This is a genomic window from Marinitoga sp. 1197 (genome assembly GCF_001021165.1).
Lineage (GTDB): Bacteria > Thermotogota > Thermotogae > Petrotogales > Petrotogaceae > Marinitoga.
In genome coordinates this window covers 16841-41855 of the sequence record NZ_AZAY01000002.1, presented here as the reverse complement: position 1 = coordinate 41855, position 25015 = coordinate 16841, and the positions used below count along the sequence as shown (strand labels likewise).

General features: G+C 27.5%; 29 protein-coding genes and 1 pseudogene. 6 read left to right on the top strand and 24 right to left on the bottom strand.

What is annotated here, in order from left to right:
• The 7 genes from X275_RS00525 to deoC all read right to left on the bottom strand — a co-directional run bounded on the left by X275_RS00525 (position 1) and on the right by deoC (position 6443).
• Entirely contained in the window at positions 1 to 2613 is a 2613-nt protein-coding gene (locus X275_RS00525; protein WP_047267037.1) for a hypothetical protein, read from the bottom strand.
• Positions 2610 to 3188 (bottom strand): hypothetical protein, encoded by a 579-nt coding sequence (locus X275_RS00520; protein WP_047267036.1) that lies wholly within the window; start codon positions 3186 to 3188, stop codon positions 2610 to 2612. Before X275_RS00520 ends, X275_RS00525 begins: the two co-directional genes overlap by 4 nt.
• Positions 3185 to 3595, bottom strand: coding sequence for a hypothetical protein (locus X275_RS00515; RefSeq protein ID WP_047267035.1), 411 nt, complete (start codon positions 3593 to 3595; stop codon positions 3185 to 3187). The genes X275_RS00520 and X275_RS00515 overlap by 4 nt, the downstream gene beginning before the upstream one ends.
• On the bottom strand, positions 3589 to 4089 hold the full coding sequence (locus X275_RS00510) for a hypothetical protein (protein ID WP_047267034.1): 501 nt from the start codon (positions 4087 to 4089) through the stop codon (positions 3589 to 3591). The genes X275_RS00515 and X275_RS00510 overlap by 7 nt, the downstream gene beginning before the upstream one ends.
• Positions 4083 to 4475, bottom strand: coding sequence for a hypothetical protein (locus X275_RS00505; protein ID WP_047267033.1), 393 nt, complete (start codon positions 4473 to 4475; stop codon positions 4083 to 4085). The genes X275_RS00510 and X275_RS00505 overlap by 7 nt, the downstream gene beginning before the upstream one ends.
• A complete protein-coding gene (locus X275_RS00500; protein ID WP_047267032.1) occupies positions 4472 to 5593 on the bottom strand; it encodes a type II secretion system F family protein in 1122 nt (373 codons plus the stop codon). The genes X275_RS00505 and X275_RS00500 overlap by 4 nt, the downstream gene beginning before the upstream one ends.
• 100 nt (positions 5594 to 5693) lie before the next feature.
• The gene (deoC, locus tag X275_RS00495; protein WP_047267031.1) at positions 5694 to 6443 is read right to left on the bottom strand and encodes a deoxyribose-phosphate aldolase; all 750 of its coding nucleotides are present in this window, start codon (positions 6441 to 6443) and stop codon (positions 5694 to 5696) included.
• Between the two features lie 512 nt (positions 6444 to 6955).
• Here deoC and X275_RS00490 point away from each other — a divergent pair.
• From X275_RS00490 to X275_RS00465, 6 genes and pseudogenes are all read left to right on the top strand, one after another.
• Positions 6956 to 7528, top strand: coding sequence for an acetate uptake transporter (locus tag X275_RS00490; protein ID WP_047266797.1), 573 nt, complete (start codon positions 6956 to 6958; stop codon positions 7526 to 7528).
• Positions 7529 to 7820: 292 nt separating this feature from the next.
• Positions 7821 to 8170 (top strand): annotated as a pseudogene (locus X275_RS11855) (RtcB family protein).
• Positions 8171 to 8265: 95 nt separating this feature from the next.
• The gene (locus X275_RS00480) at positions 8266 to 9153 is read left to right on the top strand and encodes a damage-control phosphatase ARMT1 family protein (RefSeq protein ID WP_047267029.1); all 888 of its coding nucleotides are present in this window, start codon (positions 8266 to 8268) and stop codon (positions 9151 to 9153) included.
• Positions 9154 to 9181: 28 nt separating this feature from the next.
• Complete coding sequence (locus tag X275_RS00475) at positions 9182 to 10732, top strand: 5'-nucleotidase C-terminal domain-containing protein (RefSeq protein WP_047267028.1); 1551 nt, start codon at positions 9182 to 9184, stop codon at positions 10730 to 10732.
• 187 nt (positions 10733 to 10919) lie between these two features.
• The gene (locus tag X275_RS00470) at positions 10920 to 11117 is read left to right on the top strand and encodes a cold shock domain-containing protein (protein ID WP_047266801.1); all 198 of its coding nucleotides are present in this window, start codon (positions 10920 to 10922) and stop codon (positions 11115 to 11117) included.
• Positions 11118 to 11261: 144 nt separating this feature from the next.
• Entirely contained in the window at positions 11262 to 11459 is a 198-nt protein-coding gene (locus X275_RS00465) for a cold-shock protein (protein ID WP_047267027.1), read from the top strand.
• Between the two features lie 30 nt (positions 11460 to 11489).
• Here the strand turns inward: X275_RS00465 and X275_RS00460 are convergent, their stop codons facing one another.
• The 17 genes from X275_RS00460 to X275_RS00380 all read right to left on the bottom strand — a co-directional run bounded on the left by X275_RS00460 (position 11490) and on the right by X275_RS00380 (position 25012).
• Positions 11490 to 12563, bottom strand: coding sequence for an alanine/ornithine racemase family PLP-dependent enzyme (locus tag X275_RS00460; protein ID WP_047267026.1), 1074 nt, complete (start codon positions 12561 to 12563; stop codon positions 11490 to 11492).
• A complete protein-coding gene (locus X275_RS00455; RefSeq protein WP_052913457.1) occupies positions 12560 to 13501 on the bottom strand; it encodes a cation diffusion facilitator family transporter in 942 nt (313 codons plus the stop codon). Before X275_RS00455 ends, X275_RS00460 begins: the two co-directional genes overlap by 4 nt.
• Positions 13502 to 13511: 10 nt before the next feature.
• Positions 13512 to 14336 (bottom strand): PHP domain-containing protein, encoded by an 825-nt coding sequence (locus tag X275_RS00450; RefSeq protein WP_047267025.1) that lies wholly within the window; start codon positions 14334 to 14336, stop codon positions 13512 to 13514.
• A 44-nt stretch (positions 14337 to 14380) separates the two neighbouring features.
• Positions 14381 to 14596, bottom strand: a complete 216-nt coding sequence (locus X275_RS00445) for a hypothetical protein (protein WP_047267024.1) — start codon at positions 14594 to 14596, stop codon at positions 14381 to 14383.
• Between the two features lie 84 nt (positions 14597 to 14680).
• A complete protein-coding gene (locus X275_RS00440) occupies positions 14681 to 15223 on the bottom strand; it encodes an HD domain-containing protein (protein ID WP_047267023.1) in 543 nt (180 codons plus the stop codon).
• Complete coding sequence (locus X275_RS00435; RefSeq protein WP_047267022.1) at positions 15220 to 16434, bottom strand: hypothetical protein; 1215 nt, start codon at positions 16432 to 16434, stop codon at positions 15220 to 15222. Before X275_RS00435 ends, X275_RS00440 begins: the two co-directional genes overlap by 4 nt.
• Positions 16427 to 17095, bottom strand: a complete 669-nt coding sequence (radC, locus tag X275_RS00430) for a RadC family protein (protein ID WP_047267021.1) — start codon at positions 17093 to 17095, stop codon at positions 16427 to 16429. The genes X275_RS00435 and radC overlap by 8 nt, the downstream gene beginning before the upstream one ends.
• Positions 17085 to 17663: a nucleoside triphosphate pyrophosphatase gene (locus X275_RS00425; RefSeq protein WP_047267020.1), complete on the bottom strand. Its 579-nt coding sequence runs from the start codon at positions 17661 to 17663 to the stop codon at positions 17085 to 17087. Before X275_RS00425 ends, radC begins: the two co-directional genes overlap by 11 nt.
• Positions 17660 to 18157 carry a Gx transporter family protein gene (locus X275_RS00420; protein ID WP_047267019.1) on the bottom strand — a complete coding sequence of 166 codons (498 nt, stop codon included), beginning with the start codon at positions 18155 to 18157 and terminating at the stop codon, positions 17660 to 17662. Before X275_RS00420 ends, X275_RS00425 begins: the two co-directional genes overlap by 4 nt.
• On the bottom strand, positions 18151 to 18513 hold the full coding sequence (locus X275_RS00415; RefSeq protein ID WP_047267018.1) for a NusG domain II-containing protein: 363 nt from the start codon (positions 18511 to 18513) through the stop codon (positions 18151 to 18153). The genes X275_RS00420 and X275_RS00415 overlap by 7 nt, the downstream gene beginning before the upstream one ends.
• 16 nt (positions 18514 to 18529) lie before the next feature.
• Positions 18530 to 19570, bottom strand: coding sequence for an FAD:protein FMN transferase (locus tag X275_RS00410; RefSeq protein WP_047267017.1), 1041 nt, complete (start codon positions 19568 to 19570; stop codon positions 18530 to 18532).
• A complete protein-coding gene (gene amrS / locus X275_RS00405) occupies positions 19540 to 20547 on the bottom strand; it encodes an AmmeMemoRadiSam system radical SAM enzyme (RefSeq protein ID WP_047267016.1) in 1008 nt (335 codons plus the stop codon). The genes X275_RS00410 and amrS overlap by 31 nt, the downstream gene beginning before the upstream one ends.
• A 59-nt stretch (positions 20548 to 20606) precedes the next feature.
• On the bottom strand, positions 20607 to 21125 hold the full coding sequence (gene amrA / locus X275_RS00400; protein WP_047267015.1) for an AmmeMemoRadiSam system protein A: 519 nt from the start codon (positions 21123 to 21125) through the stop codon (positions 20607 to 20609).
• 175 nt (positions 21126 to 21300) lie between these two features.
• Positions 21301 to 22263 (bottom strand): tRNA pseudouridine(55) synthase TruB, encoded by a 963-nt coding sequence (truB, locus tag X275_RS00395; RefSeq protein ID WP_047267061.1) that lies wholly within the window; start codon positions 22261 to 22263, stop codon positions 21301 to 21303.
• Complete coding sequence (rbfA, locus tag X275_RS00390) at positions 22256 to 22624, bottom strand: 30S ribosome-binding factor RbfA (RefSeq protein WP_047267014.1); 369 nt, start codon at positions 22622 to 22624, stop codon at positions 22256 to 22258. The genes truB and rbfA overlap by 8 nt, the downstream gene beginning before the upstream one ends.
• Positions 22617 to 23522, bottom strand: coding sequence for an HDOD domain-containing protein (locus X275_RS00385; protein WP_052913453.1), 906 nt, complete (start codon positions 23520 to 23522; stop codon positions 22617 to 22619). Before X275_RS00385 ends, rbfA begins: the two co-directional genes overlap by 8 nt.
• Before the next feature lie 8 nt (positions 23523 to 23530).
• On the bottom strand, positions 23531 to 25012 hold the full coding sequence (locus X275_RS00380) for a sensor histidine kinase (RefSeq protein WP_052913450.1): 1482 nt from the start codon (positions 25010 to 25012) through the stop codon (positions 23531 to 23533).
• Positions 25013 to 25015: the final 3 nt, after the last annotated feature.

Below are 25015 nucleotides of genomic sequence, written 5' to 3'. Positions count from 1 at the left end.
TTAATCGCCCCCATAATTTACTGTTTTGGGCCATATAAACAGATTCAAATCATATTCTCTATTTCTTTGTTCATTTGTTTTGAATAAAAAGCCTATTATGGGCAAATCTTTTAACAGTGGAATACCGGAATTCAATTTCTCTTCTTTCATTATTTTTAAACCGCCTATTATACTAACATAATTGTTTTTCAATATCATTTTTGTATTTATTTCTCTTGAATTTTCCGCATTATAATTTGATACCGATGATTTTTCTGGTTCGCCTACTTTTAGACTTATATTTAAATCTATGAGGTCTTTGTTTTCTATATATTTTCCAGATATTTCCAGATTTAATCCACTCTCTATATATTTTATGGAATTTTCCTGTATTACAGGAATTCTGTATACTGATTTAAAAATCGCTTTTGTTCCAGATTTTAATATAACTCTCGGCTTTGATACCAGTTTGGTATTTGCTTTTGAATCAATATTTTTACTTTTTATTGCGGTATCCAGTATTTCTTTATATAATTGAGGATTTATTATTCCCTGATTTATTGAATCTATTATACTTTTTGATGATATTTTTGATTCTATATTTTTTATCGTTTCTTCTAATACTGATGAATCCACTATTGCAATTTCTATGGAAATTATTTCTGGAATTTTTTCTTTTACTATTATAATATCTTTTCCTTTTTCAATATAATATCCATTTTTTAATAATAAGTCTTCTATGTTTTGAACTTTATTATTGTATATTTTTATATCTTTTAACTTTTCATTATTGATTAACGATATATTGTTTTTCAGAGCATAATTTTCAACCAATTTATATAGCGTTTCATATTCTTCAATTTTGTTTTTATTGTTACTATTAATATTGTTTTTATCGATGGTTTCTGGTTTTTTTATTGTTTTTTCTTCTTTTATTTTTTCTTTTAATGTCCATATTTTTTTAAACTTTTCATTTTGCTTTTCGTTTGCTGTGATTTTTATAATCTTTCCTGTTTCGTTTTCATATATTATTTTATAGGTTATATTTATACTTTTTGATATTTTTTCAAAATATTCAATTTCATCATTTTTTATTGCAATGTAATAGTCATTGGTCACCGTTGCACTATCAGTTATTATTTTATTGGTAATGCCATTTTTGGTGGCATCATTTGTTAGAGTAACATTGTATTTTTTATTAAATTCTTTTATTGTATTTATTGCCTGTGGTGTTCCTTTTATTATATAATTTTTTTCTATCTTTTGGATTATAATATTTTTAAAAATTTTATTAAATGGATATAAATCTAAATTTGATTCTATTATTTCAATTTTTTCATCTGTTTCTATGTTTTTTATGTTATCTTTTTTATTAATTTTATTTACCTGTGGTTGAGGAATTTTTGATATTATATTACTCAGTATATCTATATTATTATTTTTTCCTTTTATAATATATATTTCGTCTGTTAACTTGCTTATTTCTAAACTTAAAATATTCGATAATTTTTCTATTGGTAGTTTTGTTTTCACTACTGTAATTGTGGCCTGCGATTCTATTTGTTGTAAATTCATTTGTTTAATATCTGTTTTATTTGACTTTCCTATTTTTTGTTTTTCATAAAGTGTATATGCCTGAAAGTAATATTCTTCAAAAAGTTTTATATCTTCTTTAAAACCTTTTAATAATATTATATTATCAGATATCTCAGTATATTCTATATTGAATAATTTTATTATGTTTTTTTGAGGGATTTTATATTCAAATACTTTATATACTTTCTCTTTTTCTACAGTTACCTTTTTTGTTTCTTCTGACATGGTTTTTTTTATTGGTATTTTTGCTATTATTTTTTTTATCATTTCTATTTTATTTTTATCGCCTTTTAGAATATATAACCCTTCATATATTCTGGTATATTGTATATCTATAAGTTTCACAAGACTGGATATATTTATATCAGTCTGTATTACTTCATATAAATCTTCATTATTTTCGTATTTTGAATTTATAATTGGATAATTGTTTTTATATAATGGGTTTTTCGATATGTATATATTATTTTTACCTATATAATTATAATATATGCCTGTAGAATCTATAATTAATCTGAATAAATCTTCAGGATAAAAGTTTTTTATATTTAAAGATATATCTTTATCAGGCATTTCGGTTAAATAATATTGATTAAACCCAAGTTCTTTTAGTAGTATTTCAAGCAAATCTTTCGCTTTTATTTTTTTAAACTGAAATATTTCATCATTTAATCGTTTTTTCCCTTCTGCTGTTATTTTTATTTTTATTTTATTTGATGTTTTAATATTTGTTTTATCAATATTTGTTTTGTCAATGTTTAGTTGCGTTGGAAATAGCATTATAATTTCTATTATATTATCATATTGTTTTATTAGTTTTATCGGACCTTTTGGTAATATATACTCTTTTTCTTCAAATTTGACATTTTTAAATTGTATTTTATAATCTGTTTTTGTATTGTTTTGAAAAACTCTTGTATCTGTTGAAACTCCTGTAACTTCTATAATATTTTTGTTGTCTATATAATCTATTTTTATTTGATATGAAAAAATTACCAAGGAATATAGTATAAATATTATTAAGGTTATTTTTTTCATCTGAGCACCTCAAATTGTTTTTTATTTCTATCAAATAATAATACACCATTGTTGAATATTTTTAATACACTGTAATTTCCCAGCTGCATGTTTTCATTTATTTCTTTTAAAACTCCATTAAAATATATATATGCTTTTTTTTGATTTTCTTTTGTTATTACACCAGAAAATTGAAAAAATTCCGGACTTGGTGCATCTGATGCATTTTGCCATAATTTTTCCAGATCTATTTTTAAAAAATCAAATATTTTGTATTTTTTTAACTCATAATTTTTTATTATTTTAGTATTTGTGGGTATATTCCTTTTTATGTATATTGAATAATATGTATTTGAATCAAAGTTATAATTAGAATCTATTTTAATCTTTTCTATAATCACACCTTTTTCCGCTTTTAATTTTGATAATATTTCATTTATTTCTTCTGATTTTATTTCTGGATTTATATATTCTTCTTTTATATCTGAAACTGAAAAATATGGAATTATATTCTCTTTTTTATTTTCGGGTTTTTGAGTTAAGATTATTATTGAGAGAATTATTAATATTATTGATATTGCATATCTGTATATCATTTTTTTAGCTCCAGTATTTTATATTGTTTGTATAATAAATCAAGGGTTCCTATTTCTTTTATCTGATATGGCGAGACTATTTTTAGTCCATCTATTATTTCTATTAGTATTGTTGCACTTAGTGTTGAAGGGGTGTATTCTATGGATTGTATATATACCGGTGCTTTTATCTGTTCTAAAAAATCCAAAAATTTATATATTTTCTCATTTGCTCTTTTTGCCGTGTCAATTTTTGTTTTATAGGTGGCTATTATATTTTGATTTATTTTTATTTGTTCAATTTTTTTTAAATATATTCTATTCTGGTATTTAAAATATGATATTGTTAGTATTATTATGGAAAATATCAACAGTATATATGAAATTATATTTAGTATATATCTGACATTTGATTTGAATACTACCATTTTAATTCCCTTTCTAATCCTTTTATTGTATTTGTTATGGATTCTTTTTCAAAAAAGGTTTCCAGATTTATTTTTTCTCCAATTGGTTCGTCTATATATATTCCATATATGTAACTCGATGATGATTTTTGAAATACTATATTATTTTGATTTCCACTAAAGGTTATAAATTCATCTGTGTTATTTTTTAATGTACTCCATAATAAATAATTTAATGGGATTGTATAGTCAAATAACAGCGAATATCTATATTTATTCGTGAATTTGGTTATATAAAGATAATATATGTTTTCTTTTAATTTTATGTATTTCACTTTTTGAGTTGAGATGTTATTATCTCTGGAATTTTTTATTATATATTTATCCAATTCTTTTTTCCCGGTGAATTCTTTTATTATTCCATAATAATCAACTATATTTATTTTTATGTTTTTAAACTTACTGTTTTTGTATTTATGAATAAATTTTTTGTTATAGTAGATTTTTGTCACCATTCTATACCACTCCATCTAAATGACGAGGTTATAGGAAGGATTACTAAATTTGCATCTTTTATTCTTAATGTATTTCCTGGACTTTTTAATATGAGATTGTAAAAGTTGAAAATTTTTGTATAATCCTGTGTTTTATACGGTATTTCTTTATATATTATTCCATCAAAATAACTTTTATTTGATATTACTATTTTTGTGCTTTGATCTTCAAAATTTATTGAATGATATTTTATCTGCACAAAATAATTCATCATTTCAATAAAGTCTATTCTCTTTTTTATATCATCAAAAAAAGAGGTTTTTATAACTATGGCAAAACTGATGAACATAATGCTTTCGATTAATATTAATATTAACATTTCATATAATATAAATCCCTTTTTCATAGCCCTATATTATTTATTGTATTGAATATTCCACCATAAAACCCATATGCCACCTCTAATATTATTAAAGATATAACCATTATCAACACTGGCTCTAAAAGCTTTTTTATTCGGTGTATTATTTGATTTATTTCAAAATTTAATTCTGTTTCTAATATTTTAAAGGGTTGTTTTAAATCGCTTAAATCCCTTGATAGTGAAATGCTAAAAAGCAATTCATTTAAATTGGTTTTCTGGAGAATATCTATGATATCATTCCCTTCTTCAAGTTTGTTTAAGATGTGTATTATATCTTCTTTTATTTTCTTTGATGACAAAATTTCTGAACTCTTTTCAAATGCCTCATAAGTTGTATACCCACTTTCAACGAATATTAATGTTGTTTCAACAAATTCCAGTAAAGCATATTTTCTGTATATTTTTTTTATTATTGGAATTTTATACAATATACTATCAAATTTTCTTTTGTTTTTTAATAATAATATTAATGTTGCTGTTATGCTTGATATAACACCTACCAGAAACCATGATATGTTAAAATTAAAACTGGTATTGAATGTACTTTTAAATATTGGAATAATCATAAATTGTAAAAATAATAACAAACTGATTACCCCTGAAAAGAGCAGAATAGGATAAGATAATAAATTTTTTATCTCCTGTGTGTTTTTTATTCTATTTTCATATACATTTTCAAGTCTTTTCAATATTTTTAACATTTCATTATTATCAGATGCTTTTGACAATGATTTTCTAAATTCATAATCAAAATAGGTGTTAGAATCCATAGCATTTTTGTATGGCATGCCAATTTTTATGTTGTTTATCAATAAGTCCAAGGCTATTTTTATTTTTTGTGAAACTTCCTGATTTTCCCTTATAAACAATATTGCATCAAAAAATTGCAGTCCAGATGATATAAACGCCTTCAGCATTTTTATTAGTTTAAAATGTTCTTTTGTATTTAATTTTCTGAAATTTATTTTTTTTACGTATTCAAACTTTTCTATTTCTATGGATTTATCTATATTTTTAAGCGCATCTATATCATTTTTACCTACTATATAACCATTTATTGATATACTAAAATTTTTACCTTGGAAATAAAAAAGTTTCATTTTATCACCTTTTTTAAACAATTTATTTATATTTTATCATAAATTTTGAGTTCTTACAAATTAAAAAATATTAAAAAAAACCGGATAAATCCGGTTTTTTTTAATAATCAGATTCTGATTTTTCACCACTTACGATTTTAACTCCTGAACTGGCTCCAATTCTTTCTGCACCAGCTTTTATCATCTTTTCAGCATCTTCAAAACTTCTAACTCCACCAGAAGCTTTAACTTTTAATTTATTTCCAACAACAAATTTCATTAAAGCTACATCTTCAACTGTTGCTCCACCTGTACCAAAACCTGTAGATGTTTTAACAAAATGAGCGCCAGCTTCTTTTGATATAACACATGCTGCAATTTTTTCTTCAGTTGTTAGATAACATGTTTCTATAATAACCTTTACGGTTTTTCCCTGAGCAGCTTCAACAACTGCTTTTATTTCATCATAAACATATTTGTATTCTTTACTTTTTAACATTCCAACGTTTATAACCATATCAAATTCATCTGCACCATCATTTAAAGCTATATCTGTTTCATAAGCTTTTACATCAATGGCATTTGCACCCAAAGGAAATCCTATAACTGTAGCAACTTTTACATCAGAATCTTTTAATTCCTCTTTTGCAAGTGGAACATAAGCTGGATTTACACAAACAGAAAAGAATTTATATTCTTTAGCTTCTTTACATATTCTTTTGATATCTTCTGGTGTTGTCGTTGCTTTTAAAATGGTATGGTCTATATATCGAGCAACATCTTGTGGTTTTAAAACTATATCTTTTTCTATAATTTTAAAATCTTTGTTGTATCTTTCTATTTCCGCTTGAATTAAATCTCTTAATTCCATATAAAATCACCTCTTTTTATTTTGATAATGTTATAAGGGTGTCCAAAAAGTCTCAAATGAAACGAAGGCTCGAAGATTGCCCTTAAAATTATGAATGGAAGCCGTCAAAATTACATGGATGTGATTTTGAGCGAAACAATACACGATGTATTGTTTGAGCGACGGCTGAGAATGAATAATTTTAAGGATAAGCAATCGAGCTGCCTGAGTGAATTTGACTTTTTAGACAGTCTTAATGTTATTTGAGATATATTTTTATAACGAACATATTATATCATATTTATATTAAGTGTCAAAAAATTTAATGATATTACGATGTCCAAAAAGTAAAGTCGCTCAAACGCAAATTTAGCATTAAAAATACTGGTAAAAAGAGAAGAATTGGAAAAAGTATAGAACCTTACATAGATATCCCGGTTTTTTGTAAGATATGTTTCACTTAAAATTAATATTTATTTATTAGAATAGCGAGGGTTTTTAGATTTTAAAATTTTTTTATAGGAGGAGAATATATGGAAATAAAAAACGTTAGTGTTTCTGAGAAATTAGCGAATCCCGCACCTCTTGGATTGATGGGGTTTGGAATGACAACTGTTTTGCTGAATCTGCATAATGCCGGTATTTTTGAATTAAACGTTATGATTATGGCTATGGGAATATTTTATGGTGGAATTGCACAGGTTATTGCAGGTATTTTTGAAATGAAGAAAAATAATACTTTTGGAGCAACGGCGTTTACATCTTATGGTTTATTCTGGATGTCTTTGGTTGGTATATGGACATTACCGAAAATGGGACTGGGTAATGCAGCCTCTTCAACAGCTGTAGCTTTTTATCTTTTGATGTGGGGTATATTTACTTTATTTATGTTTTTTGGAACATTAAACGGAAACAAATCTCTTCAAGTTGTTTTTGGTAGTTTAACGGTACTTTTTTTCTTACTTGCAATTGGAGATTTTACAGGAAATGCTTTAATTAAAGTTATAGCTGGATGGGAAGGTATTTTTTGTGGAGCATCTGCAATTTATACTGCTATGGGTGAAGTGTTGAATGAAAAATTAGGTAAAACAGTTTTGCCATTATAAAAAAACAGAAATTTTGATATTTGAGTTTTTGCTTGTTTGACTTTTTAGACATCATATAGTGTGGCAAGCGCTACTCAGTTTGTAGGCAAAGTTATTTTTAAGTATAAAAATTTTTTGTCGACAAACTGATATGGCGTAAGCCACTTTTTTTATTATAATGATGCCTATTTTGCTTTAAATATGTTATAATTTATTTGAGGTGACTTTTATGAAAATAATTAAAGAAAGTTCTTATGTCTGAAGAATTTAAAAATTAAAAACGAGAACTTTATTTAAATTTTCTGTAAAAGAAATGAAGAATATTATAGAAAAAGGGGCTTATTGGGCTATTAATAATGATTATGGAATACCAGAAGATTTGAATAATATTGAAGATAGCGGTAAAATTATATACACGGATTTTAATAATCAACCTGTAATTATCCCTAGAAATATGGGATTAGCTTCTTTTATTCTATCTGGAACTGAAATGAATATAGCGTTTTGTTCATCTGCTCATGATGCTGGTCGAAAAAAAGTACTATTTTCGAAGAAGCCTCCGAAGTTTATAAGAGCATTGAAGATGTTATAAATATTATAGAAAGTACAAAAATATCAAGAAAAGTTGTGGAATTAATTCCTGTTGCTGTTGTAAAGGGTTAATAAAATCTAAAAGGTATATTCAAGTTAAATATTTAAAACTGTAAAGTTTTATTTCTATAATTTAATTATAGAAATAAAACACGGGGGTAATATATATGTATGCTAAATATGAATGTATTGTATGTATCATAGATCAAATAAAAAGTATAATTAATAAAGATTTTAAGAATTATACTGAAAGAGAAAAATTTGAAATTATGAAAAATATATCGCTTGATATGTTAAAATATTCGGATTATGGAAAAAAACCCATTGAAATGGCAAGAATAATATACGATAAGTTAAGCGAATATACGGGTACTACAGATTATTTTAAAGAAGAAAAAAAACAATCAAACGAAACTTTTCTGGATGTTTTTGATGAAATGTATCTTTTTTTGAAAGATTCAGATAATCCACTTAAAAATGCCGCAAAATTATCAGCTCTGGGAAATGTTATAGATTATGGTGTTAAAAATTCTTTTGGTGAGTTGGAATGGGAATTGGAAAATATTTTGAAAATAAAAAAATTTGCTTTAGATGATTTTGAGAGTTTTTATGAATCATTAGAAAATTCAAAAATCTTACTTTATATACACGATAATGCTGGTGAGATTGTTCTGGATAAATTATTTATTAAGTTAATTAAAGAAGAATTTCCTGATTTACACGTAGTTTCTGTTGTTAGAGGAGCACCCATAATAAATGATGTTACACTTGAAGATGCGAAAGAGATAGGCTTAGATGAAGTTTCTTCTGAAATAATTTCTTCTGGAAGCAAGATACCAGGAACGCTTTTAAGCAATGTAAATCAGGAATTTATGATTGCTTATAAGCAAGCAGATATAATAATTTCTAAAGGTCAGGGGAATTTTGAAGGATTAAGCGAAGAAAATGAAAATATTTACTTTGTTTTGATGGCTAAATGTCCGGTTGTTTCGAGAGATTTAGGGGTTAACATCGGAGATTTAATCTTTTCAAGGAAAAGATTGTTTGTAAAATAGTATATATTTATTTAAAGGGGGTAAGATGATGAAGAAGTTTTTGGTAGTTTTATTAACTCTTTTGACGGTAGCTATTTTTGCAGCTCCAACACACATTGTTATTTTTCACATGAATGACACACATGGTCATGTATGGCCTTATAGCGAGTATCACAATCCTGATATTGGGGGATTTGCAAGAATTGCAACATTGGTTAATAGAGAAAGAGAAGTAAATTCAAATGTATTGTTTTTACATGCTGGAGATGTTAACACTGGTGTTCCTGAATCAGATCAACTTGATGCTGTTCCAGATTTTGTAACTTTACATTACATGGGTGTTGATGCTATGGCTTTAGGTAATCACGAATTCGATAATCCACTTGAAACAACATTTATGCAACAAAGATATGCAGGTTTTCCATTTTTATCAGCTAATTTCGTTACAAAAGATGGAAGACAGTTATTTAAACCATATATTATAAAAAATGTTGGTGGAATTAAGGTTGCTATCCTCGGGGTTACAACTGAACAAACACAGGTATTAGAACCTATTCATTTAAATGGTGGTAAATTTTTAAATGTTGAAGAAACAGTTAAAAAATACTTGCCAGAATTAAAAAAGAAAGCTGATATTATTGTTGTTCTCGGTCATTTGGGTTATGATGGTGAATACCAACCATTAGGCGTTGAATATACAACTTCTGACCAATTAGCTAAAGATGTAAAAGGTATAGATGTTATTATTGATGGTCATTCTCATACATTAATGGATAAAGCTGCATATATAAATAAAACTATAGTTGTCCAGGCTGGAGAATGGGGAAAATACTTAGGAAGATTGGATTTATGGGTTGAAAATGGTAAAATCGTAGATTATGAATGGGCTCCAATTCCTATAAACATGAAAAAATATCTCGGAAAAGATGAAAACGGAAAAGCAAAATATGCGTATGTAACAGAACCTATTCCTGAAGATCCATTTATAAAAATGATTGCTGATTATTATTATTCTTTAGGTTCAGAAGAATTGAATAAGGTTATTGGAGAAACAAAAATATTATTAGATGGTGAAAGAGCACATGTAAGAAGCGGAGATACAAATCTTGGTCACTTAATTACAGATGCATTAATCTGGAAAACAGGTGCTGATATTGCTTTACAAAACGGTGGCGGAATCAGAGCTTCTATTCAACCAGGAAAAATTACATATAGAGATATATTAACAGTTTTACCATTTGGAAATACAACATATGTTTTTGAAATGACTGGTGCTGATTTAATGAAAGTATTAGAATATGCCGCAACAATTCCTGCAGGTAAAGGTGCATGGTTACACGTTGCAGGTGTAACTTATAAGATTAAAGATAAAAAACCTGTTGATGTAATGGTAAATGGCAAACCTATTGATTTAAATGCAAAATATAGAGTTGCTGCAAATAATTATATTGCCGGTGGTGGAGACGGTTATAAAATGTTAAAAGGACTAAAAGGATACGATACAGGTTTTGTATTAGCCGATGTTGTTAAAGAATATATTCAGAGTTTAGGAACTATTGAAAATTACGATAATACAAAGAGAGTTGTTGTTGAGAAATAGTAATTATAACCCCTTCTAAAAACAGAAGGGGTTATTTTTTTGGCGATTTATTATAAATATTTTGTTAAAAATCTTTTGTTGTCAGACTGTAATAATTAAAGTGTTTGTTTGTAATAATAAAGGTATATACTATAAGAGAAATCACACGTAGTTACAAAGGGTAACACGGAGAAACATGGAGGAAAACATGAGAGGAAAAGTTAAATGGTTTGACGCAAAAAAAGGTTATGGTTTTATTTCTGGTGAAGATGGAAATGACGTATTTGTTCATTTTACAGCTTTAGCTATGGACGGATTTAAGACTTTAGAAGAAGGTCAGGATGTAGAATATGATATTCAAGAAAACGATAAAGGGTTACAGGCAGTTAATGTAACTACTCTCTAATAAAACCAATCAAGCCCCGAAATGGGGCTTTTAATTTATGGTTGACATTTATAAAAAAAAGGTATATAATTAATGTGTCCCTTAAGGGAAAAGAATCACATCCGTAGTTGCAATGGGTAACTCGGTAGGAACATGGAGGAAAGTATGAAAGGTAAAGTTAAATGGTTTGATGCAAAAAAAGGTTATGGTTTCATTTCTGGTGAAGACGGACAGGACGTATTCGTTCATTTCACAGCAATTGCTATGGACGGATTTAAGACTTTAGAAGAAGGTCAGGATGTAGAATACGAAATTGAAGAAAACGAAAAAGGATTACAGGCTAAAAACGTTAAAGCTATCTAATAAACCAATAAGCCCCGAAATGGGGCTTTTTTATTTTTCAATTTTCTTTTCAACATATTTGCTTGTAATTGCTTTTAATAAACTTCCGTAGCTCATTTTAAATTTTATTGTATCCCCAAGTTTATATTGATTATCCGATTCAGTTAAATCTACAATGGTATGATCGCTGCTTGAATGAAGCACCTCAATTTTTTCATCAAGAGGTATTAATCCATCTGGCGATATGTCTTGTTCTCCTATAGCCAGTATGGCTTTTAATCTTTTTCCTTTATCTTCAAAAACAGGTTTTCTTCCAAATGCATCAAACCCTATTTCTCCCACCGGTACCGATGGTTTTTCTTTTAGTTCAATTATTTGTGCTTCTAATATAACTGTATCCTGCCTGTTTCCGGGTACGTTTCTATTATTTGTCACATCAGTTCCACAAATTATAGATTCTCCCAATCTAAAATGATTAATTCCTTCTGGTAATTTCCCACTTTCTATTAATGGTAATGCTGCACTATTTCCACCAGAAATTATTTCCAGTTTTCTGTTTAATATTTCTTCTATTTCATTTTTAATTTCCAATAATATATTCATATTTTCAATACTCGGCAATACTCCTCCAAAACATCCAAGGTTTGTACCAATTCCTTTTAAGCATATGTTGCTAAATTTTTGAGCTGAAACTATTTCACTTACCGCATTTTCATACCATACTCCTTCTCTCAAATCCCCTACATCAACCATATATACTATATCTTGAATTTTGTTTTTTTCTTTTGCAATTTCATTTAGCCACTCCACCGTTTTTAATTCAGATACAAGTGTAATATCTACATTTTCAACAACCAATTCCAATTCAGATTTCATGGGGATCCTCAGCATTATAAATTCAGCATTAATCCCATTTTTTTTCATATGTATTATGTTTTGAATTCTTGAATCACCTATTGAGGTTATTCCTGCTTTTAGCATTGCTTGAGCTACTTCAATATTTCCAGAAACTACTTTTGTAACTCCTGTAATTTTAATTTTTCCACTATCACAAAGTTTCTTTAAATTTTTTGCATTATGTTCTATTCTGTCAGGATAGATATGAAGTACAGGATACAAGATCATTCCCCCTTTAAATCTTTTATATTTTCTGCCGAAAGACCAAAACATTCTTTTTCTGCATTTCCATATGGTTCTATATGTATTACTATATCTCTAATATCATTATTTCTATTCTTTATGTTTTTTTCAAGTTTTGCACATATTTCATTGGCTTTTTTTACTGTCATATCTGGTGGAAGTTCTAAATGCATATCTACAAAAATTTTATGCCCAAACTTTCTTGCACGTACTTTATGAGGGTTTCTGGCACATTTTAATTTTTCTGCTTCAATTATAACATCATTATATATTTTTTTTAATTCTTGTGAGCTTTCCATAAATTCATTGGATGATTCCATAAATTGTTCAAAACCTGTTTTGAATATCATAAATGAAACGCCTATTGCAATTAGTGGATCCAACCACCATATTTTTGTAAAATATAATATTCCTATTCCAATTAAAACAGATGATGAGGTCAATATATCATTTCTCATATTTAATGCATCAGCAATAATAGCATTACTATTTATTTTTTTTCCAATTGATAATCTATATTTGTATAAAATATATTTTGTAATTACAGAGATAAATGCCACTATAACAACATAAATTATATTTTCTATGATGATTTCCTTGTTTATTAGTCTTTTTAGTGAATTTATAAAAACTTCAAATCCTGCATATATAATAACAAGCGAAACAACTTTTGTTGCAATAGTTTCTGCTCTTTCGTGACCATATGGATGTTCAATGTCTGGAGGACGATTTGAAATCTTACCGGCAATTAATGTCATAAATGAAGTTAAAATATCTGTTGCTGTGTCAAATCCATCTGCCAGAATTGCCATACTATTAGTAAAAAATCCTATTAATATTTTTAATATTGCCAGCAATGCATTTGTAATTATCGAAATCAACGATGATTTGGTAGATAATTTTTCTCTTTTTATATAATCCATATTTTCACTCCTATGTGAGCAGTATATTAATGGATTTTTTCAGCAATTTATCTTCAACTTTTATTCCTAAATCTGTATCTGGTTTATTTAAACCATGAAAGTCACTTCCAGCTGTTATGTATAATCCTGTTTCAACAGCTATTTCCCTGAACATTTTTATTTCTGAAACTGTATGATTTGAATAATATACTTCTATTCCCCATAATCCATATTTTTTTAATTCTAAAATAACTTTTTTTAATTCAGTATAAGATAATTTTAAAGATTTCGGATGAGCAATTACAGGAAAACCTCCAGCATTCTTTATCAATTTTACAGCTTCTTTAGGATCTATTTTTTCTTTTGGTACATACCCTATTTTTCCATCTCCCAGATATTTATCAAATGCTTCATCTCTATCTTTTACATATCCTTTTTTTAGTAATACTCTGGCAAAATGTGGTCTTCCAATAACGTCTCCTTTTGCTTCTTCTTCCACTTCTTCTAATGTGATATTAAAACCAAGACTGTTTAAACGTTCAATCATCAATTTATTTCTGTTTTTCCTGAATATCTGAACCTTTTCCAATGTTTTGTTTAATGCGTCATTATCTAAATCTATTCTATATCCCAATATATCAAACATATTTTTAAATTTGCAGCTAATTTCAAGTCCTGTTATATAATTAACTTTATGTTTTTCTGCATAAAATATAGCTTCCTTCTGGGCATTAATATTATCATGATCTGTTATAGAATACAGTTCTAATTTTTTTTCTTTAGCTTTTAAAATTAATTCTTCTGGTGTATATGTCCCATCTGAAAAAGTGGAGTGCGAGTGTAAATCCAGTAACATAAATAACCTCCCTATAATAATTTAATGCGGGCAAACTGCCCGCATTAAGCGAGAATATCAAGCTTTTGACCACTATACATTTCCCCAACAATTCTGACTAATTTTCTAGTTAACCCATCCTGTTTGTAGACTATTGCATTTAGAAGTTTTTCGAAATCTTTTGATGTTTGCTGTACTGATGATGATATCGCTGCTCTCGGTTGCCTCGAAATTACCTGAGGTGTATATTGATATGAAACACCACTTACAGGATTAATCATATTATCACCTTCTTAAGGTTATGTCATATTATATATCGACTATATACACAATTTTTTTAATATTATATTGTCTAAAAAGTCATATTATAATCCAAGTTCATCAGCAATTTGCTTCATCGATTCTATAGATATTTCAAAAAATCTATTTAATTCTATTCCTATTTCTTCTATTTTTCTTATGTTTTCTCTATTTGCACCAGCTGCAAATGATTTATCTTTGAATTTCTTTTTTAATGATTTTACTTTTAATCCTTCTATCTTTTTTTCAGGTCTTACCAATACTGCTGCTATTATAAGACCAGATATCGGATCTGCTGAATATAATGAATAATCTAATTTCGAATTAAGTTCTGCGTGTTCGTTATGTGCCAGTATTGCATTTTTTTCTTCTTCACTTAATTCATTTTCTAAAAGTTCCACTGTTTTTTTAGCATGCTTTTCTGGATTGTCTTTTGTATATTCATAATCCAAATCATGCAATATACCTATTATTTCCCATCTCTCACTGTTTTCACCCAATTCAGTTGCAAGACCTTTCATTATAGCACCAACCGCTATACAATGTTTAATTAAATTATCATTTTTTACATGTTTTTTTAATAATTTTATAGCATCATCTCTTGTCATTCCTCATTCCCTCCATAATATAACTGACAGGTCCTCCATCCAAATAGCATTTTTATACCTTCATAAAATGGTAAATCTATTGCAAAATCATATCGTACTCCTTCTTTTGACTCTAATCTTTGAATTATATTTTTTAGTTTCTGGAAAACACCCGGCCCATATAATTTTGCTACTTTTCCATTTTTTATTGGTTCCATTGTAAATGTTTTTAATCCTTTTACATGAGAATCATTTGGGAAAAATACTATTCTAACCTCACCAAACATTTCTGAAATTTCTTCAAAACTTTTATTTGCCATTTCTTCATTATTATAATTATAAAAACCTAAGAAACTAATTATGGATTGTTCTGGTAATTTCATTTCTGTTTCAAATCTTCCAGATGTTTCATATTCAAAAGCTTCCAACACCTTCCAGTATTTACAATAATCTGGAGGTACATTTGCTTTCATTTTCGAGTATCTTAATAAACAATTGGCACATGGAATATTGTTTTCAAAATTTTTTCTCATTTGATAGAGCTTATCGCCTTCCTGGGATAAATAGTGAAGATATCCTTGATATATAGAAGCGACGTATTTTACTTTACCTTGTAAAAATACTTTACTTAAATATTCTTTTGCTTTTACATAATCTTTATTGTATAAATGGATTACGAAATAAAGCAACGGATCGTTTGAGCTTCTTGCTGCTTCTTCAATTGCTTTATACGCTTTAATATAATGACCATTATACACAGCATTCATTGCAAGCAATAAATTTGTGTATTTGTTGTTGGGAAATCTCTTTACTGCCGTTTCTGCAAAATCATATGCATCCTTTTCTTTAAGAAAGAATTTGGCCATACCAAGATTAAAATAATCCTCAGGAAATGATGGATTATCTATTAGTTCTTTAACCTCATCAAATTCTTCTCTTAATAAATGCACCACTGCAACCTGATTTACATAAGAGCTTTTTGGTTTATTTGCAAGTAATTTTTCTATATGCCGTGCCAGTTCTAAATTGTTGTTTTTGAAATCGTAAAGATTTAGATCAAATATTGTCTGAACATCATCAATAGGCACAGATATGTATTTTATTTCTATTTTTGCCCGCTCTACAGTTTTCTGTTTTTTCTTTTCAATATTAATTCCTTTTTTTCTTAAATCCTTTTCAAATTTCTTTTTTAATTTCATTAAAGCTTTTAAGTTGTCAGGCATATTATCCATTTCTAATCACCTTTCTTCCCATTTTAAAACTGTAATATTCTGACTTTCCAATTATAACATGATCTGATAATTTTATTCCAAGCAATTCTCCACTTTTTTCGAGTTTATTCGTTATTTCATAATCCATAATGCTTGGCTCACTATCTCCAGATGGATGATTATGAACTATCAAAATTGATACTGCATTGTTTTTTATTGCTGTTTTGAAAATATCCCTTGGATGTAAAATAGAACTATTTACCGTGCCAATACTAATTGTGTCTATAGAGATAGGGTTTAGCTTGCTGTTTAATGATATGCATTTTACTACTTCTTTATCGAAAAAAATCATTTCATCATATAATAATTCATATACTTTATCCGGAGAATCTAATTTTAAATTTTCTTTTTCCAATGCTTTTTTGTGAAATCTTATTCCAAGTTCAAAAACCGCTTTTAACGTTATTGCTGTAACCTCACCAACACCATTTATTTTGCATAAATCTTCTATATTCATAAAAAACAGGTCTTTTAGAGAATATTCATTTGAAATCTCTTTTGAAATTTCAAATACATTTTTCTCTTTTGTTCCCTTTCTTATTATTATAGCTAATAATTCATCAATAGTCAAATTTTTTGGACCATATTTTAATAACTTTTCTCTTGGTAATTCAGTATTCATTAAAAACTCCTTTTTTATATAGATGTTTTTCATATAAATACCAAAATATTTTATTTAATGGTAACCCCATAACATTATAATAATCTCCATTTATTTTTTCTACAAAGACTCCACCAAAATCCTGAATTCCATAACTTCCTGCTTTATCCAATGGTAAATAATTATCTATATAATATTTTATCATTTCTTCTGGTAATTTATGAAAAAAAACCTCTGTTATATCATATGTTGTATGTATTTCTGATAATGTTCGAAAGGTTATTCCTGTTATTACTTCATGTTTTTGTCCTGAAAGCATATTCAAAATATTATATGCATCCTTTTTATTTCCAGGTTTTCCCAATATTTTATTTTTAAAAGCCACAATTGTATCTGCGGTTATCAATAGTTCATTTTCATATATTTTTATATCTTTCGATTTTTTAAGGCTTAATTCTTTAACATATTCAATTGGATTATCTTTTTCACTGTATTCTTCTATATTTGACACTCTTATTTCAAATGATAATCCCAATTTTGACAATATTTCTTTTCTTCTTGGTGATGATGAACCCAATATTATTTTCATTTGTTTACACTCCTAAATGCTGATTTTACTACAAAAGCATTTGCCATTGCAGAAAATGTTCCAAATAATACCATTTGAGGAAGATACCAAAATATCCCCACTGATTTTACAATGAATAACCAGCCTATTATAACCTGGGTTAAATTATTGAATATCGCTCCTGATTCACTAATTCCTATTATACCAAATATTTTCGTTTTTATTGCAACATACATAATTAATGTTGCAACCAAACTTCCGGATATTCCCATAAAAAATGTTGGACTTAAGAATTTACCTGAGAGTAATGATCCCAAAATATTTTTAAAAATAGCTATATAAAGGCCATTTATCAATATTCCATCATAATTCAAAGAATATAATATTGCAAAATTCGAAAATCCCCATCGTGCTCCTGGTAAAGGTATCGGAAAAGGAACAAGAGTTTCTATATAATAAACTGCTGAAGATAATGCGGTTAATATTGCTAATCTTGGAAGGTTGTTTTTTACCATGAAATTATATCAACTCCTGTATCTTTTTCTTTTCCGATTGGTTTTACAACAACTTTGTTAGGAAGACATATAATTTCCTGCGATGCATTATCCACCCAACCAGTATGTTCGCAAAGTTTTAATGAACAATCTGATTCTATAACCCTTACTTTCTCACCGTTATAAACTACTTTCAATTTATAATCACCTTTATTATCATAAACAGCATATGTTCCTGGTTTTGTTATTTTAAATAATTCTTTTCCTTCTAAATAAACTTCTACACCTTTCAAATCATTTTTTAACATATTTTGCAAGATCATAATTCCAGAAACTATTATTAATATAATTAAAACAAATATTATATCCTTTTTCATTTTTTTCTCTCCAATTTTATTTTTCTTCTTTTAGATAATAGTCAAATCCTGTTGTTTTAATGATTTTATCATCAGATGTTATGCCGTAAATTTGTATTCCATACCTGGTCATTGAATTTAGTCCTATTAGTTTGTCACCAAGTATAAATATAGCTGTTGCCATTGCATCAGCTTTCATTGCGTTATCAGAGATTATAGTAACACTTTTATAATAGTTAACAGGATACCCTGTCTTTGGGTCTATTAAATGATGATATCTTACTCCATCTTTTATAAAAAACCTTTCATAATTTCCAGAAGTTACTATAGCCCCTTCTTTTAAATATACCTTTTCTTTTATATCATAAGGTCCTTTATCTGGGTCCCTTATTCCTATAGACCACGCAAATCTTCCAAATTTAGGACCAATTATTCCTATATCTCCACCGGCATCTATAAACCCTGTTGCATTTTTATCAAGATCTTTGATTTTTCTAATTGCCATATCAACTGCATATCCTTTAGCAATACCGCCTAAATCGATTTGAGTTTTTCCATTTAATAAAGTTATTTTGTTTCCATCTATTTTAATAAATTTATAGCTCACTCCATCAAGAACATTATTTATTTCATCCTGTGTAGGAACCCTTTTTTCTTTATTTATATCATCAAATCCCCATAATTTTATTATTGCACCAACTGTCGGATCAAAAGCACTTCCTGTTAAATCCGCATAATTTATCGCAGCTTTAATTAAAAACAATGTCTCTTTATCTGCAATAATACTTCTTTCTTTATTTAATTTGAAAATTACACTACCTTCAATATTTTTGCTGAATTTCCTTTCTATTCGCTTCATCTCATCAAAAGCTATATCTGCTAATCTTTCGGAATCTATTTTACTGCTTGCAACTACAACATTAACCCATGTCCCTAATGCAAAATCCTTTTTTTCGTAATACTTTGGCAAAGGTTTATGAAATATTAAAAATATGGTTAATACTATAGCTATAATCAATATTGAAAAGTATAATATGCTTTTGTTTTTTAAAAAAATATCGGTATTTCTTTTAAGCAATGTTTGCACCTTCCTTTGTCATCTATATTCTGTATTTTTATATTATATCCTTCTCTTTTTATTATTAAGTTTCCGCATTTTGGACAATATGTGGATTCGTAGCTTTTATCCCAAACATTACCTAAATAAACATAATTCAGGTGTTTTCTTGCTATTTGATATAATTCCTTTAAAAAAAGAATATCAGTGGAAGGTTTATTATATTTGTATATAGGATAATATCTGCTTAAATGTAGTGGTATATCTTTTGAGATTTCACCTAACCATTTAAATAAATCTTCCAATTCCATTTTATTATCATTACCTTCAGTTACAACTAATGTTGTCACTTCTGTATGTATTTTGTTTTTTATGAGTATTTTTATATTTTCCATTACCGGCTCTTTTTTTCCACCAATTATTTTTTTATAAAATTCATCATTAAAACCTTTCAAATCTATATTTACTGCATCTATATAAGGCAATAATTTTAATAAAGGTTCTCTGTTTATATATCCATTTGTTATGAGAATTGTTTTGATATTATTTTCTTTTAATTTTTTAGCTGTATCATATACATACTCATACCATACAATGGGCTCTGAATATGTAAATGCAACCATATCCATATTTTTTTTCACAACTATATCTACCAATTCTTCAGGGGATATTTTATATATACTATATGGATGTATTTGTGAAATTTCAAAATTTTGACAGAATGCACATTTAAAGTTACAACCCCATGTACCTATGGAAAATACTTTTTTTCCTGGATAATAATGAAATAATGGCTTTTTTTCTATTGGATCAATATTTAAAGCTGTTATTTCTCCATAATTTAATGTATATAAAACTCCAACAATATTTTTTCTCACTCCACAAATGCCTGTAGAATTTTCTTTTATTATACAATTATGAGGACATAACGAACATTTTACTATATTATTTTTATATTTTTCATAAAACTGAGCTTTTTTAATAGGATTTTTTTTCATACTTTCACCCGAGTATTACACACCTGCGGTGGGCTCGCGCTTTCGCTCTGCGCTACCTGCTAAAAGTATCTTTCTACTGTAAATTTATATATGTCATATGGTTCTGAGTATATTCCAGCTTTTAATTTTGCTATTCTTAATTGTTCTTCAACAGTATCAACACCATCTATAGCCGGAAGTAATACTCCTTTCTTCCAACCACTAACAACAATTATTCCGTAAATTTCTGGATCTAATTCATCTATTGATTCCACATATTCTGGCTCACTTAATACATCGACATTTATCATGAGACTATTTAATTCCTCCACTGTTACAGGTGAAAATCTATAATCCCGTGTAGCTGCAGCTATTCCATTTTCTCTTATTTCTATCGCCAGGTTTTCATATACCGGTTCTATTGTTCCTATACAACCACGTAATTCTCCATTTAATTTATGCAATGTAACAAAACACGCAGCTTTTCTTGTAAGCAATTCTTCTGGTAAATCTTCTTTTAATTCTATTTTTTGTCCATGTTTAACAAAATTTTCTATACACTCTATCGCCCATTTCACATAAGGATGATTACCCTCCATCTTATCACCCGCTTTTTAAATATTATATAGGCTGTCTAAAAAGTCTAAAATGAAATGAAGGCTCGAAGATTGCCCTTAAAATTATGAATGGAAGCCGTCAAAAAAACAGGACGTTTTTTTGAGTGAAGCTTTTTCATGGATGAAAAATCGATGCGACGGCTGAGAATGAATAATTTTAAGGATTAGCAATCGAGCTGCCTGAGTGAATTTGACTTTTTAGACATTCTATATGATATAATACTTTTTTTATTTTAAACACACGCTCATTTTTGCCATGTTTTTCCAGAGTATTTAAAAATTTTGAATTTCTTTCAGCAATTGCTACTGCTATTAAATTTTTTTCTTTATCTATCAGCGAAATAAATTCTCCTTTTTTAAATTCTTCATATTTTTCAACATGTTCTAAAAATATATGATTACCGTTTAATGCCCTTTGAATTCCCTTTTCATTTAATAATACAGATGGAAATGAAAGCATTTCAAAAAGAGGAATTATATCTGAAATATCATCAAGTTTTACGCTATCTTCTATTTTGAATTTACCTATTTTTAATCTTCTCAGCTCCATAGTTACAGCGCCTATTCCAGATTTATAACCTATATCCATTATTAATGACCTTATATATGTTCCAGATGATACCTCACATTCAAATTCAAATGTCCCATTTTCAGAAATTTTGATGTTTTCTATACTGTAAATTTCCACTTCTTTTGGTGGCATCTTGATTATTTTCCCTTCACGTGCAAGTTCATATAATTTTTTTCCATTGTATTTCCTTGCTGAATACATAGGTGGAACCTGCATATACTTTCCTTTAAAGGATAATATAATTTCTTTTAACTTTTCTATATGTATTTTTTCAGGATTATATTTTTCTTTTATTTCACCTGTTATATCATATGTATCAGTGATTATTCCTAATTTTGCTTTTACATAATACTTTTTGTTTTGATGCTGAAGGTATTCCAATAATTTTGTTCCTTTATTAATTCCCAAAATCAACAACCCTGTGGCGAAAGGATCAAGTGTTCCTGAATGTCCTACTTTTTTTGTAGAGAAACGTTTTCTTATTATATCTACAACATCATGCGAGGTAATACCTGCAGGTTTATCTACCAATAAAAAACCATCATTCATTATTTTCACCTTTATCCGTTTTTTTCGATATTTCATTTAAAAGCTTATGTATTTTTATACTTTCCTCCAATCCTTTATCTTTATGAAATCTTATTTCTGGAACTTTATACATTCTTATATTTTTAGCTATTAGATTTCTGAAAAAACCTTTTGCTTTTGTTAATACATTTATTATTTCATCAATTTCTTCATTTAACACTGAAACATATATGTCTGCAAATGATTTATCGCGTGACAATTCTACCCTTGTTATTGATATTATTTTACCCTGTAGCTTTGGATCTCTCAAATTATTTATATTCATGTTTATTAATTTTAATATCTCTGATTCAATCATTTCTTTTCTAAATTCTTTAGCCATCCTTATTCTCCTCCTCTGAATCTTCTTCTGAACCTTCTATAAATGCATCAAGATTTATAAAGTCATTTGATTCGCTTAATTTTTTTTCTAAATTATTTAAATAATTCAAAAATTTCTTTGAGGTCATATCAAATTTGTTCCATACAACATCTGATGGGACAGGGATATCATAACATCCAGAATATCCATAATATATGGAATTTATAGCCATATTTGCAAGATGTACTATATATACATTCATTGAAAATGAATCTATCTGGAGTTTTTCAGGTGTATCATGAAATTCTGCTGTATATATTACATTTTCAGCCAAATTCCAATTTTCAAATAATATTTTGCCAAGTGTTTGATGTGTCATTACATTTAACATATCTTCTGCTTTTGAAAATGAAACTTTCTTATACTCTGCAACATTTAATATCATCTCTACTGTTTCAGGAGTTATTATACCCATTACCATTTTACCAAGATCATGTAACATCCCGCTTAAAAAAATCTCTTCTTTATCTGGATAATTAATTATCTGTGCAAGCTGTTCCGATGCTATGGCAACAGCTATACTATGTTGCCAGAATTTTTTTGAGTCGAGAAAATCAAATTCTCTTCTAAAAAAAGAATCTGCAACAAATATTCCTAAAGCCAAATTTCTGACCGTTTTAAAACCCAATATATTTATTGCCTGTGATACTTTTGTTATTTTTCTTGGTAATGCATAATATGCTGAATTACTTAATTTCAATATTTTTGCTACCAATGGTGGAGATTGTAAAACTGCCCCCTCAAGTTCTTTAGTATTTGATGAAGGATTTGAAGCTATATCCATTATTCGTTTTAATATAAAATCTGGTGTTGGTAATTCAGAGATTTTTTTTATTATTTCTTTCATTGATGGTGCCATAATTATCACTATCCTTTTTTAAACTCTATATAAAACCTTGTTCCTTTACCTTCAACACTTTTCAACCATATTTTTCCGCCCTGAATTTCAACTAATTCTTTAACAACAGATAAGCCTATTCCTGTTCCAGAAATTTCATAGGTTAATGATGAATCAACTCTATAGAATTTTTCAAATATTTTTTCATGATGCTCTTTAGCTATACCTATACCATTATCTTCTACTAATATCAATACTTTATCTTTTTCATCTTTTACCGTTATTTTTATAAATCTCATATCTTTTCTCTTATCAGAATACTTTATCGCATTATCTATTAGATTAGACAGAATTTGTTTTAATCTTGTTCTATCTAAGTTTACAATTATCTTTTCTTTTGGTAAAACTCTATACATTTTTACTCCATTTATTTCAGCTTTATTTTTATTCGACAAATATATCTCTTCAATTAAATCATTTATGGAAAATTCTTCTTTTTTTATATTTATTGTCTTCATTTCTAATCTTGAAAAATCAAGTATCTCATCAAGTAAATTTTGAAGATGGTTTGCTTCATTTAATATTGTCTCCATAAAATCTTTAAGCGTTTCCATATCAAGTATTTCAAGACTATCAACAATTGATTCAGAATAAGCTTTTATTGCAGCAAGAGGTGTTCTCAATTCATGAGATACAGTTGATAAAAATTCTGTTTTCATCTGATCTAATTTTTTTAATCGTTCTAATTCCTTTGTACCAGTAATATCAGAGATAATGACCAGATAATTTTCATTATTAGTTTTTAAAAAATCAAGTGATAAAAAATGCTCTTTAAATTCAAATTCTTTCGTGATTTTTTCTCCTGCAATTTCTAAATTTATCAATTCATTTTTTATAAATTTTATTAATTCTTCACCGTATTCTTTTTCAAAATTATCAAAATTTGAGTTGGTAAAAATCTTTTTATATTCATGATTAAATACTGCTAATCCACTAATCATAGAATTTAAAATCTGATTTAAAAAATCTCTATTCTTTTCCACTTCTTCATTTGTTTTTAAAATTTCTTCATATAATTCAAGATTTTCAATAATTGTTGCTGTTAAAAAACTCATAATATTTAAAAAGAGCATTATTTCATTTGATATTTCTTCAACATCTGTTTTACATATATATAATAACAACAACTTTTGAGATTTTGAAAAAGGTAATATCAATGCATTTTCTCCATTTTCTAATGTGAAAATAGAAATTTTTAAAGATTTAGCTGCCCAAACAGCTAAATCTTTGATTTCATCTGATATTTCCTTTTCATTAATCTCAATATAATCACTATTATGCGGTTTTAAAAAAAATTCTTCATTTATTGGTACAACTCTATTCACTATAGAATGTATAGACTTTTCAAGCTGAGATAAATTGTTTAAAGAACTTAATTCCATTACAAGGTCGGAAATTTTGGAATATGTTTCAATCACCATATTTTTGGGTATTATATCTTTTGATGCCATTTT